The 17,568-nt window shown below is 26.2% G+C and carries 20 protein-coding genes and 1 riboswitch; of the genes, 6 read left to right on the plus strand and 14 right to left on the minus strand.

Translation table 11 applies throughout. From position 1 onward, the window contains the following. The first annotated feature begins 332 nt into the window (after nt 1-332). Nucleotides 333-1,397, plus strand: coding sequence for a hypothetical protein (locus tag ABCP60_RS10995; protein WP_343101762.1), 1,065 nt, complete (start codon nt 333-335; stop codon nt 1,395-1,397). A gap of 66 nt (nt 1,398-1,463) precedes the next feature. Here ABCP60_RS10995 and ABCP60_RS11000 read toward each other — a convergent pair whose 3' ends face one another. Genes ABCP60_RS11000 through ABCP60_RS11010 form a run of 3 tightly spaced genes read right to left on the minus strand, consistent with a single transcriptional unit; the run spans nt 1,464 to nt 4,355 of the window. Beyond that, entirely contained in the window at nt 1,464-2,321 is an 858-nt protein-coding gene (locus ABCP60_RS11000; RefSeq protein WP_092925044.1) for a potassium channel family protein, read from the minus strand. Nucleotides 2,322-2,327: 6 nt separating this feature from the next. Further along, nucleotides 2,328-3,077: a nitroreductase family protein gene (locus tag ABCP60_RS11005; protein ID WP_343101763.1), complete on the minus strand. Its 750-nt coding sequence runs from the start codon at nt 3,075-3,077 to the stop codon at nt 2,328-2,330. 27 nt (nt 3,078-3,104) lie between these two features. Further along, on the minus strand, nt 3,105-4,355 hold the full coding sequence (locus tag ABCP60_RS11010; protein ID WP_092925040.1) for a cation:proton antiporter: 1,251 nt from the start codon (nt 4,353-4,355) through the stop codon (nt 3,105-3,107). 52 nt (nt 4,356-4,407) lie between these two features. Next, nucleotides 4,408-4,466, minus strand: a riboswitch (Fluoride riboswitch). 148 nt (nt 4,467-4,614) lie between these two features. On the opposite strand from ABCP60_RS11010, the gene ABCP60_RS11015 reads away from it, so the two are divergent. From ABCP60_RS11015 to ABCP60_RS11025, 3 genes are all read left to right on the plus strand, one after another. After that, nucleotides 4,615-5,121 (plus strand): thioredoxin family protein, encoded by a 507-nt coding sequence (locus ABCP60_RS11015; RefSeq protein WP_195237459.1) that lies wholly within the window; start codon nt 4,615-4,617, stop codon nt 5,119-5,121. An 80-nt stretch (nt 5,122-5,201) separates the two neighbouring features. Further along, on the plus strand, nt 5,202-6,419 hold the full coding sequence (gltS, locus tag ABCP60_RS11020; RefSeq protein WP_240275690.1) for a sodium/glutamate symporter: 1,218 nt from the start codon (nt 5,202-5,204) through the stop codon (nt 6,417-6,419). A gap of 72 nt (nt 6,420-6,491) precedes the next feature. Next, nucleotides 6,492-6,797: a DUF1540 domain-containing protein gene (locus ABCP60_RS11025; protein ID WP_166505706.1), complete on the plus strand. Its 306-nt coding sequence runs from the start codon at nt 6,492-6,494 to the stop codon at nt 6,795-6,797. Between the two features lie 173 nt (nt 6,798-6,970). On the opposite strand, the gene ABCP60_RS11030 is transcribed toward ABCP60_RS11025, so the two are convergent. From ABCP60_RS11030 to ABCP60_RS11045, 4 genes are all read right to left on the minus strand, one after another. Then, entirely contained in the window at nt 6,971-8,227 is a 1,257-nt protein-coding gene (locus ABCP60_RS11030) for a cation:proton antiporter (protein WP_166505707.1), read from the minus strand. Nucleotides 8,228-8,445: 218 nt separating this feature from the next. After that, nucleotides 8,446-8,868, minus strand: coding sequence for a MarR family transcriptional regulator (locus tag ABCP60_RS11035; RefSeq protein ID WP_092925032.1), 423 nt, complete (start codon nt 8,866-8,868; stop codon nt 8,446-8,448). A gap of 21 nt (nt 8,869-8,889) precedes the next feature. Continuing rightward, on the minus strand, nt 8,890-9,450 hold the full coding sequence (locus ABCP60_RS11040; protein WP_092925030.1) for a hypothetical protein: 561 nt from the start codon (nt 9,448-9,450) through the stop codon (nt 8,890-8,892). Nucleotides 9,451-9,654: 204 nt separating this feature from the next. After that, nucleotides 9,655-10,908: a GntP family permease gene (locus ABCP60_RS11045; RefSeq protein WP_343101764.1), complete on the minus strand. Its 1,254-nt coding sequence runs from the start codon at nt 10,906-10,908 to the stop codon at nt 9,655-9,657. A gap of 197 nt (nt 10,909-11,105) precedes the next feature. Between ABCP60_RS11045 and ABCP60_RS11050 the strand changes: the two genes are divergently transcribed. Next, nucleotides 11,106-11,651 carry a helix-turn-helix domain-containing protein gene (locus ABCP60_RS11050; RefSeq protein WP_343101765.1) on the plus strand — a complete coding sequence of 182 codons (546 nt, stop codon included), beginning with the start codon at nt 11,106-11,108 and terminating at the stop codon, nt 11,649-11,651. Between the two features lie 20 nt (nt 11,652-11,671). On the opposite strand, the gene ABCP60_RS11055 is transcribed toward ABCP60_RS11050, so the two are convergent. The 4 genes from ABCP60_RS11055 to ABCP60_RS11070 form a co-directional block, all read right to left on the minus strand. After that, nucleotides 11,672-11,863: a hypothetical protein gene (locus ABCP60_RS11055; RefSeq protein WP_092925024.1), complete on the minus strand. Its 192-nt coding sequence runs from the start codon at nt 11,861-11,863 to the stop codon at nt 11,672-11,674. Between the two features lie 63 nt (nt 11,864-11,926). Beyond that, complete coding sequence (locus ABCP60_RS11060; protein ID WP_195928689.1) at nt 11,927-12,463, minus strand: biotin transporter BioY; 537 nt, start codon at nt 12,461-12,463, stop codon at nt 11,927-11,929. 173 nt (nt 12,464-12,636) lie between these two features. After that, the gene (locus ABCP60_RS11065) at nt 12,637-14,067 is read right to left on the minus strand and encodes an SH3 domain-containing protein (protein ID WP_343101766.1); all 1,431 of its coding nucleotides are present in this window, start codon (nt 14,065-14,067) and stop codon (nt 12,637-12,639) included. A gap of 327 nt (nt 14,068-14,394) precedes the next feature. Next, nucleotides 14,395-14,670 carry a hypothetical protein gene (locus ABCP60_RS11070; protein WP_343101767.1) on the minus strand — a complete coding sequence of 92 codons (276 nt, stop codon included), beginning with the start codon at nt 14,668-14,670 and terminating at the stop codon, nt 14,395-14,397. A gap of 231 nt (nt 14,671-14,901) precedes the next feature. On the opposite strand from ABCP60_RS11070, the gene ABCP60_RS11075 reads away from it, so the two are divergent. Next, nucleotides 14,902-15,663 (plus strand): lysophospholipid acyltransferase family protein, encoded by a 762-nt coding sequence (locus ABCP60_RS11075; protein ID WP_092925016.1) that lies wholly within the window; start codon nt 14,902-14,904, stop codon nt 15,661-15,663. On the opposite strand, the gene ABCP60_RS11080 is transcribed toward ABCP60_RS11075, so the two are convergent. The 3 genes from ABCP60_RS11080 to moaA are packed head-to-tail and all read right to left on the minus strand — an operon-like array spanning nt 15,660 to nt 17,544. Next, nucleotides 15,660-16,106, minus strand: a complete 447-nt coding sequence (locus ABCP60_RS11080; protein ID WP_176579609.1) for an MOSC domain-containing protein — start codon at nt 16,104-16,106, stop codon at nt 15,660-15,662. The two genes, ABCP60_RS11075 and ABCP60_RS11080, sit on opposite strands and share 4 nt — an antisense overlap. Before the next feature lie 15 nt (nt 16,107-16,121). Continuing rightward, on the minus strand, nt 16,122-16,589 hold the full coding sequence (moaC, locus tag ABCP60_RS11085; RefSeq protein WP_343101768.1) for a cyclic pyranopterin monophosphate synthase MoaC: 468 nt from the start codon (nt 16,587-16,589) through the stop codon (nt 16,122-16,124). A 1-nt stretch (nt 16,590) separates the two neighbouring features. After that, nucleotides 16,591-17,544: a GTP 3',8-cyclase MoaA gene (gene moaA, locus ABCP60_RS11090; RefSeq protein ID WP_343101769.1), complete on the minus strand. Its 954-nt coding sequence runs from the start codon at nt 17,542-17,544 to the stop codon at nt 16,591-16,593. Between the last annotated feature and the right edge of the window lie 24 nt (nt 17,545-17,568).

Consider the following 17,568-nt stretch of genomic DNA (forward strand, 5'->3'; position numbering starts at 1 on the left):
ATTTTCTTATTATTTATTTTCTTTTAATACAATTATTTTAATAATGTTTTTATATTTTATATATAAATATTTAATAATTATAAAATCTACTTAAGTATTTTTTTGTATACATATTTAAAATTTATTTTACTTATTTATGTACTATTTCTTACAAATTATAAAGTATTTATATAATTAATTTTACCCTTTTATAATCTTTATCTTTACTTTGTTTTATATTTAGATATTTTTAGGTATATTTTAACACAATTTATAATAATTTACTGTTGAACTGTTATAAAAGGAATTTAAAATATAAAATTTAATACTTATATATACTCTTATAAAGTGTGGTGATTTTAATAAAAAAAATACTAATTCCTATAATTACCTTTTTTAGCTTTTTTGCTTTAGGCTTTAATAACTCAACTTCTTCTAATTACAAGTCTGATATAGTTGTCAAGGGAATAACACTTAAAGTATCTCTTATTCAAACAGCTTATGAGTTATATAATGTCAATGTAAAAAATCCAAAAGAGTTTAATGAAGATTTATATAAAGGTACTTCTTACGATGCCTATAAGCATTATATATGGTTAAAAGATACTTATAATGATATGGATGATGATTTGAAAAATTCTCTTTATGATATATTTACTACAAATGATTCTTGGAGCTACTCTAATGCCGTTATAGGCTTAGATGATAATTCATCTTTAGAAGATATAATTAAAACTATATTAAATGATGATTATTTAAATTTATCTCCTTCTTTTTGTAAGGAGTTTGATAATTTTTTTACATCTTTTTATGAAGATTATTTTAAGTCTTATTTTTATAAAAACAAAGCTTCCTATGAAAAAAAAGCTAATGATATAAATAATCTTTTAGCATCTAAAGAAGTAGATATTATAAATTTTATAGAAAGTTCATCAGGATTAGATATTGATAATGGTTACTCATATACATTTTACTATTCTTTAAATCCTGTTGAATCACAAGGATTTAAAAGCAATAAAAAATTAATATCAACAATACCTAAAAATACGCCTTATAAAGATATAATAAGTATTCCTCTTCATGAGTTTTCTCATATAATATTTGAATACTTTGTTAATAGTGATGAGTTTTTAGATGCTTATGAAAAATTAAAAGATGATAAAAAGCTAACTAAAATGTATGATAAAGTAGGAAAATATGCTTATAATTATAAAGACTTTTGCTCAGAAAACTTAATAGAAGGTTTTTCTAAATTCTTAAACTATAGATACTTTCAAGGGGTTTATGAAGAAAACATATATGTTTATGATTTAGATTTTTATAGATATTTAAGAAAGTTAAATTTTAATCCGCAAGCTTCATCTTTAAAAGATGTTAGTATAAATTTTTTGGAAAAAACATTAAACTTATACCCTTAAGCATCAATTATATACCCTAATTTAATCCCCTCTATATTTATAGAGGGGTTATTTTTAGCCACCATATCATTTTAATGATAATAAAACCTTACACATTGTATTTATCTCTTCTTTAGATAAATCATCAAACTTAGATAACCTTTTTACAATATCTTTTATTAACTCATTTTTATAATTTTCTTTACTATATATTACATTATCAGTATAAATAATTTTAGATTTTCCAAGGCTTTTTTTAATCAATTTACTATTTTTTTTAATCATTTCTGCTTTTCTTTTTCTTACCTCTTTTTTTATAAAGTAAGTTGATAGTGTAGATGTAACAGAACCTATAAAACCAATTCCCATTATCATAAGTATAGATGCAGTTAATTTACCTAATGTACTTATTGGATATACATCTCCATATCCAACTGTTGTAAATGTAACTATACTCCACCAAAGGGCAGCTCCTAAACTCATATTTTCAACAGATGACATTACGGTTGCACTTATTAGCACAATAATTATTGCTATACCTATAGTGTAATTAAAGTTATTAGTTTTCATAAATTCTGATAGTTCATTATTAGTACGTTTTATTATAGCAAGTAGTCTTATAACTCGAGTTATCTCTGATACTCTTGTTACCCTTCCTACTTTTAGTATATCTAAAGCTCTAAAGACTTTAAATATAGAGTAAAGAGGTATTATAGATATTAAATCTATTAAGTTTTTCTTAAAGAATTTTTTCTTATTTTTACTTTTATAAAGTCTAGTAAAATAATCTATTACAAATATTGACCAAACTATGAAATCTATAATTTGAAATACTAATCTAATTTGATAACTTAAATCTAATGTAAGTTCTAATATTAATATTATAGCTATAACTATAGATAAAATAGCCATAGCCAGATTATATGCAATATATTTTCGTCTCATATATTATTAATAGTATAAATAACTTCCATTTTCAAAGTGCCAATTTCCCTTATAGCCTTTTTCATATGCTCCTATTTCAAAATGAAGCATTGATATTCCTAAATCCACATCTTCATAGTTATGATTTTTTTCTTTTATTACTGCTTTTACTTTTTTATTTTTTAGTTCATATCCTATTTCTTTTTTATTTAAAGCACTTGGAGATTTTTTAGAAAGATTTATACCATTTAAAACCCAATCCGGTAATTCTTCATCTTTTTCTATTATAATATCAGAATTTTTTCCTTTGCTTATAGATTTTACAACTTTCTCTTTTATAGAAAGTTCTTTAGGTGAATGACCTATAGCTATTATACACACTAGCTCTTCTTTATCATTAAATTTAATATGTTTTTCACATTCTTTTTTATCATATGTTCCCCCAATCCAACATGTTGAAAGTCCCATAGCTACAGCTTGAAGTACTATCATTTCTCCATAATATCCTATTTTTTGCTTATAATTTAAATTTTTACTATTTCCAACTAAGCCTATATAAGATTTAGCACCACTTATAAGTCCATAAGATGCCTTAAATCCATTTAAGCCTTCATATCCATTTTTTATAAATTGTATATTAAGTGAAGATTCCTTATTTATTTCATCTATCAAATTAATTAATGTTAATATATCACTATCACTTATTTCTCTATCACTAAAAGTTCTTCTAGATATTCTTTTGTCTACAGCCTCTATCCAAGCTTTTCTAATTTCCATATAATATCTCCTTTCTATACATACTTATTATATAGTTTGTATATTTTTTTCTTTTATATTTATGTCCTCAAAAAAATCTTTATTATCACCTTTATGAAGTATTTTATCGCAAGTCATATTTATACCTATAGATCCTATTGGTGCAGTTATAAGTACACTTAAAATAGCAATAGCTTGCATAATATCACCACCTGCAACTCCCATTTCTAAAGGTATAGAGGCCTTTGCTGATTGAACAGTTGCTTTTGGAAGATATGCTATCATACAAAATACTTTTTCTTTTATTGTTAATTTAGTTCCTATTAAGGATATAAATACTCCTATTGAACGAACATTTAATGATATTGTAAGTATTATAACTCCTACTATAAAATATTTTCCTACTAATGTAGGATTTATAGCTATTCCCACAAATGTAAATAAATAAAGCTTTCCTATTTTCCAAAGTCTATTCATTGTATCTAAGATTTCTTTAGAAATGTCTTTCATATAGTTTCTTATTAAAAATCCGTATACCATAACAGCAAGTAGTGAGTTAAATACCTCTACATGTAAGTTTTTTTCTATAAATCTCATACCTATACATGTTGAAAATGCTATTATTACTTTTATATTTTTATTATCAACTTTAGATATTATAAGCTTACTTATTTTAAATATTAAAAAACTTAATACTAAGCTTATTATTATAGTAAGAGGTATTATCATAATTTGATTAAATATAGATACACTTTCTCCTATAGAACTTTTAGTGTATAGTGTTAAAAATGTAGTAAATAATGTTATAGCAACTGTATCATCACAGCTTGCTCCAACAAGTAACATCTGTGGTATAGCTTTATCTTGGCCTAACTTTCTCTCAATTAGTGATACCATAGCTGGAATAAGTACAGCAGGGCTTACTGCTGCTATTATAAATCCAAGTATAGCTCCTTGTATAAAAGTAAAATCTAAAAATATAGTACACAAAAATGCTATTGTAAATCCTTCTAGTGTTGCTGGTATTATACTAAGTAGTACTGCTGGCCTTCCTATTTGCTTTATTTGAGATACATTTATCCCAAGTCCACCTATAAATAATACTGTAACTAATGCTATATCTTTTATACCTGAAGATACTTCTAGTGTTTCTTTTGGAACTAAATTAAATATAGATGGACCTATCACCATCCCTAATACCATCATTCCTATTAAAGATGGTAGCTTTACCTTTTCTACTAGTTTTCCACTTATATTTGCTAATATCCCTATTATTACCAAACTAATTAATATAATCATAACTTCCTCCTTTATTTTGTAGTTCGCAAAAAAATAGACTCCTACCCTTATAAAAAGAGTAGGAGTCATTAGCTTTCGCATTTAATGGCGAACTCCATCGCCTATTTAATTAATACTTATATATGATATCATACAATGTTTTTATAGTAAATTGTTTTTATAATACTTTATATTATCTTTAGTTTAAATGTTTAATATATTTTTTATATTAACTTGTTGTGATACTATATTTATATACTATTACTAGGGGAGGTTAGTTATGATTGAAATGACTATAAAGGAACTTTTTGATGTAGGAGTAAGTTTTGAAAGTGCTGTAGGGGAAGGTACTAAATCAGAAAGAGCTAGAATACCGAAAAATTATGCTAGAATAAATTTACCTAAAGAAATTGAATCAAAAATAATGAATATTGATTTAGAATTAAATTTTTTGATCTCAGGAGAAATATGGTGTCCTGATTTTCAAATAAATACAACAATACTTAAAAAGTTTTGTGATTTAAATCCAAACTTTAATATATCTGTTATAACTATGGCTCGTGGTAAAAAATTTCTATCTCCTATATTAAATATTGATAAAGAAAATTTTAAAGGTCCTACTATAGTAGTTTTAGATAAAAATTTTAATATTATAGGATACTTTGAAGAAAGACCAAAAGCTGTTAAAGATGTAAAAAACTTTGATGATATAAAACTTGATTACTATAAAGGAAAATATATACTAGATAGCGTTAATGATTTGCTTGATATAATATGTAATATATAATTTTTATTATATTTCCTAGCTAGTACTAATATATTTTAATAAATGGCTTATCTTTTAGCTATATTAGTACTATTTAGGGGGTGTTTTTTATTATTATAGAATTAAATATTTTACAAACATTAATATTAGCTGTTTTTATGCTTTTAATGGGTAGTATTATTAAAGATAAAGTAAGAATTTTAGATAAATTTTGTATACCTTCTCCCGTTGTTGGAGGTCTTTTATTTTGTATATTAAACTTACTTTTAAAATTCTTTAATATATGTACTATAACTATGAATACTAGTTTAATGAGCTTTTTTATTTCTTTTTTCTTTACTATAGTTGGTCTTTCTTTTAGCTTTTCATTAATAAAAAAAGGAGGCAAGGACTTATTTAAATATTGGATACTCTGTGGTATATTATCATTTTGTCAAAACCTACTGGCAGTAGTTTTAGCTAAATTTACTGGTATACATCCCTTACTTGGCCTTATGTGTGGGACTATATCAATGGAAGGTGGACATGGATATGCTGCATCCTTTGGCTTTACTATAGAATCTCTTGGAATTTCAAATGCATCTAGTGTTGGAATAGCATCAGCTACCTTTGGTCTAATATTTGCAGGGCTTTTAGGTGGACCTGTCGGAAAATTTCTTATAGAAAAAAATAACCTAAAATATAATAATATTAATACTTCTTTAATAAAAACATACACAAAAAACATATCTTTAACTAGAAGTACTTCTACTTTAAATTCTACTTCATTCTTAGAACAAATTTTAGTTGTTTTTCTTTGTATAAATATTGGTGAACTTATTTCTAATATAATATATACATCTACTAATATATTAATCCCTACTATAAGTGTATGCATATTTATTGCCGTAATATTTAGAAACTCTAATGATAAATTTAAAATTTTAAATCTTGATTTTGATATTTTAAATTTACTTAGTGATATTTCCTTGGGAATATTTTTGACCATGGCACTTATGAGTATTGATTTATTTAAGCTATCTAGTTTATTTGGCCCTATAATAATTATTGTTGTATCTCAAGCAATTTTTATAGTGTTATTTGCAATATTTGTAGTATATAAAGTTTTAGGTAAAAATTTAGATGCTGCTATTATGGTAAGTGGGCTTATAGGACATGGGCTTGGTGCTACTCCAAATGCATTAGCTAATATGAGTTCTGTATGTCAAATATATGGTGAATCAAAAAAAGCATTTTTAATAGTTCCTTTAGTTGCTGCATTCTTACTTGATGTATTTACTATGCCTTGTATATTATTTTTTATAAATATCTTTTCTTAAATTTATTTAAATGATTAAAAATTTTTAAGTATTGCCATACTATAAATATAATTTGCTATAGGAGGTAATAATATGGAAACTAATTTACTATGTCTAGAAAAAGAATGTGCTTTCAATAAATCTGGTAGCTGCTATGCTTCTCATATAAAAGTAGAAGGATATGATGCTTACATAACACCTGAAACTTATTGTGATACATTTAGAGACTCTTCTTCTTTTAGTTTGTCAAATTATGGTGGAAATATATCCTTAACAAGTACTCAAAATATTTCATGCAGTGCTGATAACTGCAAATATAATATAAGTGGTGGATGTAGTGCTTCTTTTGTTCAGATAAATCCACAAAATGCTAACTGCGAAACTTTTATTACAAAATAACAAAATTCGCTTCGCTCATGTCGCCAACGACTTTGTCCGTTGCTCAAAATATCATTTTTTACATTTTCAAACCTATTGATATATATTATTTTCATGAGTCATCAACAGTTTTATGCTTAATGTAATTTCCTTTAATGTAAAAAAAGGATAGATTTTATCAATCTACCCTTTTTTTATGCTACTTGTTTTAATTCTTCAACTTCTTCTAGTACCCCTAGTTTCTTAGCTACTAGTTTTGTTGTACTTGCTTGAACTATAAGAGTTACAAGTATTGTCATAAATACTACTGAAGATATTATTTCGTATCCAGGAAGTTTCATTGATACTATTATCCCTGATAATGCTGCTGGTATTACTCCTGTTTCTCTAACCCACATCATAAATAATCTTTCTTTAAATTTCCATTTAGCCTCTTTATCAAATGCTGTACATATTAAAACTACAAGTGGTCTTGCTATAAACATTAATACTAATACAACTATTAAAGATTCCTTCCAATAAGCAGAGAGTGATGTTAAATCAACTTGTGTTCCTAGGACTACAAATATCGCCATACGACATAATGCTCCTACACTCTCTCTAAATAAGTGCTCTGAATGGAAGTCATGTTCTGGTACCCAAAGTCCAAATATTTTTTTATTTCCTGCTATAAGACCTGCTATAAATACTGCCATATATCCACTACCATGTAATAATGTAGCTACTTCATAAGCTAATGCAACTTTAAGTACTGACATTATTGGTGCATATGAATGGAATATTCCCCATTTTTTATCTGATATTAATAATGAGAATATATACCCAACTGCCACACCAACAACAACTCCACCTAATGCAGATATTAATAATTCACCTGCACTTTTACCAAGAGAAAATTCTCCACTAGTTATTATTCCAAGTAATGTTGAAACAATTATAGCCCCTACAGCATCATTGAATGCTGATTCACTAACTACAGTTTGCTTTATTTTATTTTTTATAGTAACTTGTTTAAATACTGGTATAAGTGCTGCTGGGTCTGTTGATGCTATAACTGCTCCCATTAAAAGAGCTGTCATAATTTCTATATTAAATATTTTTCCTGCAAATACTCCTACAACTACAGTAGATATTAAGACTCCAATAGTTGCAAGCATTCCTACACTTATCTTGACCTTGTTAAGTACTTTTAATTTAACTTCTCTACCACCTTCATATAATATAAATGCAGATCCAAATGTAAGTATTAAATTATTTTCAATAGGAAAAGATTCTATACTAATTAGGTTTAAGACTGCTGGTCCTATTATTATCCCTGCTATTAAGTATAATATAACATCAGGTACTTTTATTATTTCACTCACTTTTCCAAGTACAATACCTGTTATTGCAATTGCAGCAAATATTAGTAACAATCTATTAGTTGCAATTGCTTCTAATGTATTTTCCATAATATCATCTCCCTTTGTCGTTTTTGTAAGTTTTTTGTCGACAATTCTAATTATATTACCGCAAATTGATGCAGTCAACCTTTTTATACAAAAATTAATTTAATTTATTATATTAATATTTCTAACCTTTTATTTTATCAAAAGCTTATATATCTAAAGTCACTTTAGTTATTTTCAAAAAAAGTGTTAAGGTATTTATCTACCTTAACACTTTTTAATTATTTATATACTCTATTTTCATATACTTTTTTAATTAATTTCATATATATATCTTTTTCTTCTTCATCAAAATCATGAGTTACTTTATCAAACCATTCTTTAAATATACCACTTAATGAACCTAAAGCTTCCTCACCTTTTTTGCTTAGTGTCAGCCTATATACTCTAGTATCTATTTTATCTTGTTCTTTATTTACATAGCCAAGTTCTACAAGTTTTTTTATTCCTCTTGTTACCATAGCCTTATCTATATTAAGTTCTATAGCTATTTCATTTAAACTTATTCCACTACGTCTTTCTATTAAAAGTAAGTATCTTAAATTTGATATAGCAAAATCATAATCTTTTAACGCATTTTCTGCATACTTTCTAAAATCTTTATTTATTTCCATTTTATACTTATTTACTAACTCAATTTCCACCTTTTCACCTCTATAAAATTACTAGTTCACTCTATTATATATGATAGGATCTATAAATCCAAATGTTATTTTTGAGTTTTTGTAAAAAACTTCACTTACATATAATGTATCTTTTTCTATTCTCTCTTTTAACACAAATTTTACCTCTTTTGAAAAATAACTAACACTTTCTCCTTCAAATACTCCGTCTTTTTCAAAGTATACCATAGGTGTAAATTTGTTAGATTCTTCTAGAGTATTATAATCTAATTTTAAATCTAAGTTATCATTTCTAAAATCTTCTTTTGATATATTATTAGGTATTTCATATGATTTTAATACTACTTGATTATTTTCATTTAATTCAAATAAAAATAAATGAGGTAATATATTTTTTCTCTCTCCCATTTCATAATAGCTTTCTTCTATTATAAAATATCCTTTAAAGTCTTTTGGTAAATTTATTATTTTATCATTTGCTATACCATTTATATGCTTAGCTTTTGGGTGAGTTAAATTACCTTCTTGTTTTTGTTTATGTATTTGTTTATCATTATTAAATACTCCACATAAATTTTTTACAAACATTTCTAATACATTCATACATATTCCTCCTTTTTAGTTGATACAATCAATAATTTTTATTGATATTTATACCCCATTTTTATTTTTTCTACCAATTGAAAAATATTTCTTTATTACTTTTATACTTATGTAATATATTGCTATTATTTATATTATCATTTTTTAGATAAAAAAGGTGAATTTATATTCACCTTTTTTATTTAGACAATTTAATTAATATATTTATTTAAAAAACATAATATTTATTAAAGTCGATACTACTGTCATACTAAACCCTACCATAATCTCATAAGGAAGTAATGTAAATCTCTCTTTTATACCCATATTTACACTCTTTGCACTTGTATGAAATAATGATCCATGAGGTAACTGCTCAAAAGCACTAGAACCTGCATTTACAATGCTTGCTCCATTTAAAGCTGAAAATCCTGAACTTATTATAGCTTCTTTAAAAGTTGATGATGCTATAGTTGCTCCTGCTGTTGATGATGCCGTTGCTAAAGACATTAGCATCCCAGATGTTGGTGCTAATAAAAATTGTGGTACGCTTAATACTTCAAGTACAGTTATTGTACTATTTTGAAGATTAGACATTTGTATAATACCTGCAAGTGTTCCTGTTCCTATTAATAATATACATACTCCTTGCATTTGGCTAACTCCATAGGCTAAATAGTTATTTAACTTTTTAATATTTCCTGTTGCAATTACACAAACTATTCCTCCTAAAGGTAGTGCTATTAATGGATCTATGGAAACACTAGATATATTACCTAGAAATAATAACCATATAGATACTAAAGGCCCTATCAAAGATCTAAATAAAGTAGGCATTTCCTTTTTTTCTTGTAATATATTACTTTGTTCAAACTTGCTACCTTTATCTATAATCAACTTAGTTAATATTACAGTTATAAATATTCCACATATAGCAGGCACTATATTTGATGCCATTACATTTGATAAAGTTATATTAAAATTTTCTGATACTGCTAAAGTGTTTGGATTTGGTGATATTATATTTCCAGCCTTTCCTCCTCCAGCTAAAGCTAAAAGTATAGATATTTTAGAATAAGATAACTTATTTCCTATGTACATACCTATAGGTGCAACAGTTATAATAGCTGCATCTAAGTTAACCCCAACTCCTGCTAAAACCATAGTTGATATAGCTATTCCTAAAATGGCTTTATCTGTTCCTAATAACTTAATTATTTCTTCAGATATCTTATTTACTGATCCTGTTTTTATCAAACATCCTGCTAATACTCCTGATGCTAAAACTCTTAATATAGATGGTGATATATCTTTTGCTCCATTTATCATATACTCTACAGTTTGCGATAAATGACAACCTCCAATCAATCCTCCAACTAAAGCTCCTAACATTAAACTATACACAGGTTGAAATTTCTTAATTATAAGAATTATAGCTGTAAAAAGTCCAAATATTGCCCCAAAAGTTGTTATCTGCATATAAATCCCCCTGTTAAATTGTATTAAACTAATTAAATTTTATTTAATATGTTTAATATAATTTTATGTTTTTACTACTATTTTGTCAACTATATATTAATTAATTAAATTTTATTTAACATTTATTAATATGCATTTTATGCTATAATAAGTATATTGTTTAAGTTTTATAAAAATTTTAACTAAGGTGATTAATTATGAATGATTTAAATATTGGTATTAAAATCTGTGAAATAAGAAAAAAACAAGATTTAAGCATAAGAGACTTAGCTAAACTAGCAGGTGTTACACCATCTTTGCTAAGCCAAATAGAAAGAGGGCTTGCTAATCCATCAGTTAATTCATTAAAATCTATAGCCTCTGCTTTAAATGTTCCACTATTTACTTTCTTTATGTCTGAAGTTGATAAAAGAAATTTAATAGTCAGAAAAGATAATAGAAAAAAAGTTATTCTTCCTGGAAATAATGATGTAGTCTATGAAGTATTATCTCCAGAAATTAATGATAATTTTGAATTTGCTATAATTAACCTATCTCCTAACACTAGCTCTTGTACTAATTTTATAGAACATAAAGGATATGAGATAGCTTATATATTAAGTGGTGAAGCTAACCTATACATAGATGAAGATAAATTTACTTTATATGAAGGTGATAGCGTTAAAGTTCCTATTGGTTCTAGACATCGTTGGGAAAATATAACAAATAATGATACTAAAGTAATATTTGCCGTTATATTATAAAAAGAGCCTAATGGCTCTTTTTATCTATGTTTTAAATATACACTATATTCTTTTATTGTTTCATTTATATTTATAGTTATTAAATACTCGTTATAGTGTGCATTATAAGGCTGTTTATATTTTAAGTTTATTACAAATTCACTATCTTCTAATTCTAATAACTCACTATCTTTTAAAAATTTTCTTTCTATCAATTCTAAAACTCTTTCCAAATAAATCTCCCCCTATAAGTATTTACCACTTATATACCCATTAATATATTTTACTATCTCTGTTTATATATTTTTAAAGTTTATCCTTTTTCTTATACATTTTCCAAGTATATACGCTAATCCTACTTTTATAAAATCTACAATTAAAAATGGTACTACACAAGTTAGTAGACCTTTAAAAAAACTTACTCCTGCTATTAAGCTAAATTGAAAAGTACCTATTATATAGCTTATAAAAAGTGCTATTAACATTGAAAGTAAAAGTAATATATTATTTTTATATTTTTCAAAAAAATATCCAACAATATATGAAACTATAGGAAATGATATTAAGAAACCTCCTGTAGGTCCAACTAATACACCTATTCCTCCACCCATTTGAGAAAATACAGGTATACCTATTAGTCCAAGGCTTAAATATATAATTTGAGATAAAAAACCTAACCTAGAACCAAGTAATATTCCACAAATCATAACAGAAAACATCTGCATAGTAAGTGGTACAGTTGTAAAAGGTATTGGTATTGATATTTGAGCAAGTATAGCTGTTATACTTGCAAATATAGAACATATAACTAATTCTTTAGTTGATAATTTCATATTTTTCTCCTTAGTATTTATACTATAAAAGGATTATACCAAAATTAACTACATTTTAGTACAATCCTTTAAAACTATATATTACTAACTTTTCTTTATTATATCTTTATTTAACTATTTTTTATAACTTTAAATAAAAACACCATAGCAATTTTGCTATGGTGTTTTTTTTATTATAAAACTCTCTTAGCTCCTACGTGAGCATTTTTCCAGTAACTATTGTTTATACTAGTCTTTTGAACTACATCTCCTGGTTTTGGAGCATGTATCATTTGTCCATTACCTATATATATACCAACATGAGTTATTCTTCCACTTCCATCAGTACTAGAGAACATTAAGTCTCCTGGTTGTAAGTTATTCCAACTTACAGATCTACCTACACTATATTGAGCTGTTGAAACTCTAGGTAATGTTATTCCAACTTGCTTATATACATAGTAAGTTAATCCTGAACAGTCAAAGCTATTAGGTCCTTCTGCTCCCCATACATATGGCTTTCCTAGTTGTGCCATAGCTGTGCTTAATACCTTTTGTACTTTGCTTTGAGATGTTTGTCCATTGTCTGAACTACTATTGCTTCCTGAACCTGTATTTGAGTTAGATAAGCTTATGTAGCTTGAACTTCCCCATCCTACTTTTCCATTTGATAATTTTACTTTATACCATCCATTTGAGCTTTCTAATATATCTACTCTATCACCTTGATAAGCTTTAGTTATTACACCATAGCTAGTGCTTGGGCCACTTCTTATATTTAAAGCTGCTGTTGTTATTGTTCCTTTTTTACCTGTAACAGGAGTAGAAATTTCTCCACCATTATTTGCATTATTTCCTGAACCTGCACTTGAGTCAGATAAGCTTATATAGCTTCCACTTCCCCATCCTATTTTTCCATTTGATAATTTTACTTTGTACCATCCATTTGAACTTTTTTCTAATATTTCTACCTTATTTCCTTCATATACCTTAGTTATTATTCCATAGCTAGTACTTGGGCCACTTCTTATATTTAAAGCTGCTGTTGATATTGTTCCTGTTTTTCCTGTAACTGGTGTAGAAGTTTCTCCACCGTTATTTGCATTATTTCCTGAACCTGCATTTGAATCAGATAGGCTTATGTATCCACCATGACCCCATCCTGATTTTCCATTTGAAAGTTGCACTTTATGCCATCCATTTGAGCTATCTAATATCTTTACTTTGTCTCCTTGATAAGCTTTAGTTACTATAGAGTGAGATGTAGATGCACCGCTTCTTATATTTAAAGCTGCAGTTGTTATTGTACCCATCTTTCCTGTAACTTGGTTTGAACTATTGTTACTGCTAGATCCAGATACACTTATATAGTTTCCACTTCCCCATCCTATTTTTCCATTTGATAGTTTTACTTTATGCCATCCATTTGAGCTTTCTAATATTTCAAGTTTATCTCCTTGATGAACTTTTGTTACTATTGAGTAACTTGTACTAGGTCCACTTCTTATATTTAATGTACTAACTGTTACAGTTCCTGTTTTTCCATCTGCAAACGCACCTGTAGTCCCCATAGCTAGTCCTACTGTAGTAGCACAAACTGCTACTGCCACTTTTCTATCTAACATTTTTAACCTCCCATTTTTATTTCTTATACAATATATAATTTAAAGTTCTTATTCTCAAAATAATTCTTATATATATTATATACTTTATTTGTAAATTTGTTATGAATTTTTTTACATTTTTTATATTTTTTTATATTTTTTTCATTATTTTTAGTAAAAATGGGTATAATATTGTTTGATTTTTAATTTTAATTAATTCTTTTTACTATTTCGTACATATCCTTGTCGACTCATAGTATTATTTCTAACTTTTTTATTTATTATATTTATTCTTTTATTGCTATATTATTTTTTATAAAAAAATAAAACACTAAGAAATTCTTAGTGTTAATCTAATATTATTTTTATAATATCTCCATTCTTTCTTTCTAGGTGTGCAACTTCACCACTTATATTTTCATCTAATGCTCTTGTAACTAAGCTTATAAGTTTTTTACCATCGATTATATCATCTAAATCATTAAAAAAGTCTAGTGCATTATTTTGTATCATTTTTTTTACAAAGTTTACGGGTAATTTTATATGAATTTTATCTCCATTATGAGATAAGACTTTTACTCTTAAAAGCTTTTCATCATATACTCTTTTTATACTTTTCCCCATATAAATACTCCTTACTACTATATTTTCTTAAAATTTTTAATTACATATTTCCAAAATTATGTTTATTAAAATACTTTAAGGGAATATAATTTTTATGTAATATAAAAACTTATACTTAATCTATATTTTATACATACTTTTTTTATTACTAATTGAACATATTTTTTGTTTTGAGTTTATAATAATTTTATGCTAAAATCTTTAATTATAATATTTAAGGAGATGAAAGTTTTGTTTAATTATATAAAATTTGCAATTTATCAGTTAATTGGATTTCTAGGAACTTTACCTAAATTGCTCAAATATAAAAATAATCCTGATAAATATACATCAAATGAACAATTTGATGTATTAAAATCACATGCTCTAAAATCACTAAAGTTAGTTGATATAGATGTAAATATTTTAGGAAAAGAAAAAATCCCCAATGAGCCAGTTTTATTTGTTGTAAATCATTCTAGTATGTTAGATAGTTTTATACTAATTTCTAGTGTAGATAGACCTATTGGGTGTGTTATAGCAGATGAGCCTATTTGGAGAAATATTCCTATTTTAAAAGATTGGACTAAACTTATAAAATGTGTATACATAAATAGAAAAAATAATAGAGAAGGCATAAAAAGTATTATACAAGCATCTAAAAATATAACCTTAGGACACAGTATGGCAGTATTCCCAGAGGGTGATTTAACTTGGGTAAAAGAACCTAATTCTTTAGTATCAACTTTTAGAAGTGGTGCTTTAAAAATAGCTTATAAGGCAAATTGTCCTATAGTTCCTTTAGTTATAAAAAACTCTCAAGGTATTTATGATGGCTATGAACCTATCGGTAAAATTCACTCAAAATCTATAGAGGTTGAATTTTTAGACCCTATATATAAACATATAGAAAATACTAAGTTAAAATCTAGTATATTAGCTGACCATATAAAAAATAAAATGGAATATAAAATGTTAGAGTTTAACTATAAAGAAGAAAAGAGTATGGCTTAAACCATACTCTCTTTTAATATTTTTACTTCATCACCTATATTTATAGTTCCTTCACTTATAACTTTTACAAATATACCTTCTCTAGGCATAACGCAGTCACCTGTAGTTCTTTTTATTTCACATCCTCCATGGCATTTTTTACCTATTTGAGTTACTTCTACTTCACATTCACCTAGAGTTAATCTAGTTCCTACAGGAAGTTTGTATACATTTATTCCTTCTGTTGTTATATTTTCTGCAAAATCACCAAATTTTAAATGATCAAATCCTCTTTCTCTCATTTTATCTATACTTTCTTTTGCTAGTAACGATATTTGTCTATGCCAATTTCCTGCATGTGCATCATTAACTATTCCATGATTTATTTTTAAAGTAGCTTTATCTACAGGTACTTTTACTACACCTTTTTTTTCACTTATATTTATAGATACGATCTTAGCCATACTCCCCATCCTTTTTTAAAATTTAAAATTTCCAGACTTACCGCCACTTTTTTCTAGTAGATGTACATCCTTTATTACCATTTTTTTATCTATAGCTTTGCACATATCATATATTGTAAGTGCTGCTATTGTTACTGCACTTACAGCTTCCATTTCAACACCAGTTTTTCCAACTGATTTACATGTTGCATATATATTTATTATATTCTCTTTTTCATCTATATTAAAATCTAAATCACAACCTACTAAATTTATCTGATGACACATAGGAATATTCATTGGTGTATTTTTAGCACCCATTATGCCTGCAACTTGCGCTACTGATAATACATCACCTTTTTTAACTTGTCCATTTAATATCTTATCTATTATTTCTTCACTTACTAATATGCTAGCTTTTGCAGTTGCAGTTCTTTTTGTATTTTCTTTATCTCCTACATCAACCATTTTTGCATATCCCTTTTCATTTATATGAGTTAGCATATTATCCTCCTATTTGATACATACTCCTTTTAGTATCACTAACTTTATTTTCATTTAAGTAGTGTCTTTCTGGTTTGTCTAATATTATTTCTTTTAATACTTCTCTAAAAATTAATGGCTTATTTAAGTAGTATTTTATATCATACTCTCCTTCTGAATGAAGACATAATTTAATTGTTCCATTTTGAGTTATTCTTATTCTATTACACTCACTACAAAACGAACATGACATAGGAGTTATTACTCCAACCCTTCCCATTGAGTCTTCTAATTTATAGTATTTAGCAGTAGAATTTTCACTACTTTCTATTTTATATAGTCCATCTATTTGACTTATTATATCTTGTATATTAACATATCCATTTCTATATATTTTACTAGCCTCTCCTAAAGGCATAAGTTCAATAAATCTTACATCAATATTATTAAATTTTGTCATAAGTATAAAATCTGTTATTTCATTTTCATTAAATCCATTTATAAGTACACAATTTATTTTAACTTTCATTCCAAGTTCTAAGCATCTAGATATGGATTTTAATACTTCTTTTATATCTCCATTTCTAGTAATACTTTTATATTTATATTCTTTTAATGAATCTAGACTTATATTTACAGTTCTAAGGCCACTTTCATATAATTCATATGCCATATCATAAAGGCCTATCCCATTAGTAGTTATAGCTACATCTTTTATATTACATTCTTCATAAGTGTATCTTATAATTTCTGATAAACCTTCATATAATAAAGGTTCTCCTCCTGTAAATCTAATTTTTGTTATTCCTACTTGTGATAATCCATTTATAATAAATTTATAATCATTTAAACTAAGTGTATTTTCGTATTCATTAAAGCTTACATCATCTGGCATACAATAAACACATCTTAGATTGCATTTTTCAGTTAAAGAAATACGTGCATAATTTATATTTCTTCCATATTTATCAATCATAACTAGCTACCCTCTTTTTTGCCT

Source organism: Romboutsia sp. MSSM.1001216sp_RTP31141st1_G3_RTP31141_220114 (assembly GCF_039031195.1).
GTDB lineage: Bacteria > Bacillota > Clostridia > Peptostreptococcales > Peptostreptococcaceae > Romboutsia_C > Romboutsia_C hominis.

Coding starts and splice junctions, on each gene's coding strand:
- ABCP60_RS11050 (WP_343101765.1), top strand. CDS start 11,106: ATGAATGATTTAAATATTGGTATTAAAATCTGTGAAATAAGAAAAAAA.
- ABCP60_RS11080 (WP_176579609.1), bottom strand. CDS start 16,106: ATGGCTAAGATCGTATCTATAAATATAAGTGAAAAAAAAGGTGTAGTA.
- ABCP60_RS11070 (WP_343101767.1), bottom strand. CDS start 14,670: ATGGGGAAAAGTATAAAAAGAGTATATGATGAAAAGCTTTTAAGAGTA.
- ABCP60_RS11025 (WP_166505706.1), top strand. CDS start 6,492: ATGGAAACTAATTTACTATGTCTAGAAAAAGAATGTGCTTTCAATAAA.
- ABCP60_RS11010 (WP_092925040.1), bottom strand. CDS start 4,355: ATGATTATATTAATTAGTTTGGTAATAATAGGGATATTAGCAAATATA.
- ABCP60_RS11030 (WP_166505707.1), bottom strand. CDS start 8,227: ATGGAAAATACATTAGAAGCAATTGCAACTAATAGATTGTTACTAATA.
- moaA (WP_343101769.1), bottom strand. CDS start 17,544: ATGATTGATAAATATGGAAGAAATATAAATTATGCACGTATTTCTTTA.
- ABCP60_RS11040 (WP_092925030.1), bottom strand. CDS start 9,450: ATGAATGTATTAGAAATGTTTGTAAAAAATTTATGTGGAGTATTTAAT.
- ABCP60_RS11065 (WP_343101766.1), bottom strand. CDS start 14,067: ATGTTAGATAGAAAAGTGGCAGTAGCAGTTTGTGCTACTACAGTAGGA.
- ABCP60_RS11060 (WP_195928689.1), bottom strand. CDS start 12,463: ATGAAATTATCAACTAAAGAATTAGTTATATGTTCTATATTTGCAAGT.
- ABCP60_RS11005 (WP_343101763.1), bottom strand. CDS start 3,077: ATGGAAATTAGAAAAGCTTGGATAGAGGCTGTAGACAAAAGAATATCT.
- ABCP60_RS11045 (WP_343101764.1), bottom strand. CDS start 10,908: ATGCAGATAACAACTTTTGGGGCAATATTTGGACTTTTTACAGCTATA.
- ABCP60_RS11000 (WP_092925044.1), bottom strand. CDS start 2,321: ATGAGACGAAAATATATTGCATATAATCTGGCTATGGCTATTTTATCT.
- ABCP60_RS11015 (WP_195237459.1), top strand. CDS start 4,615: ATGATTGAAATGACTATAAAGGAACTTTTTGATGTAGGAGTAAGTTTT.
- moaC (WP_343101768.1), bottom strand. CDS start 16,589: ATGCTAACTCATATAAATGAAAAGGGATATGCAAAAATGGTTGATGTA.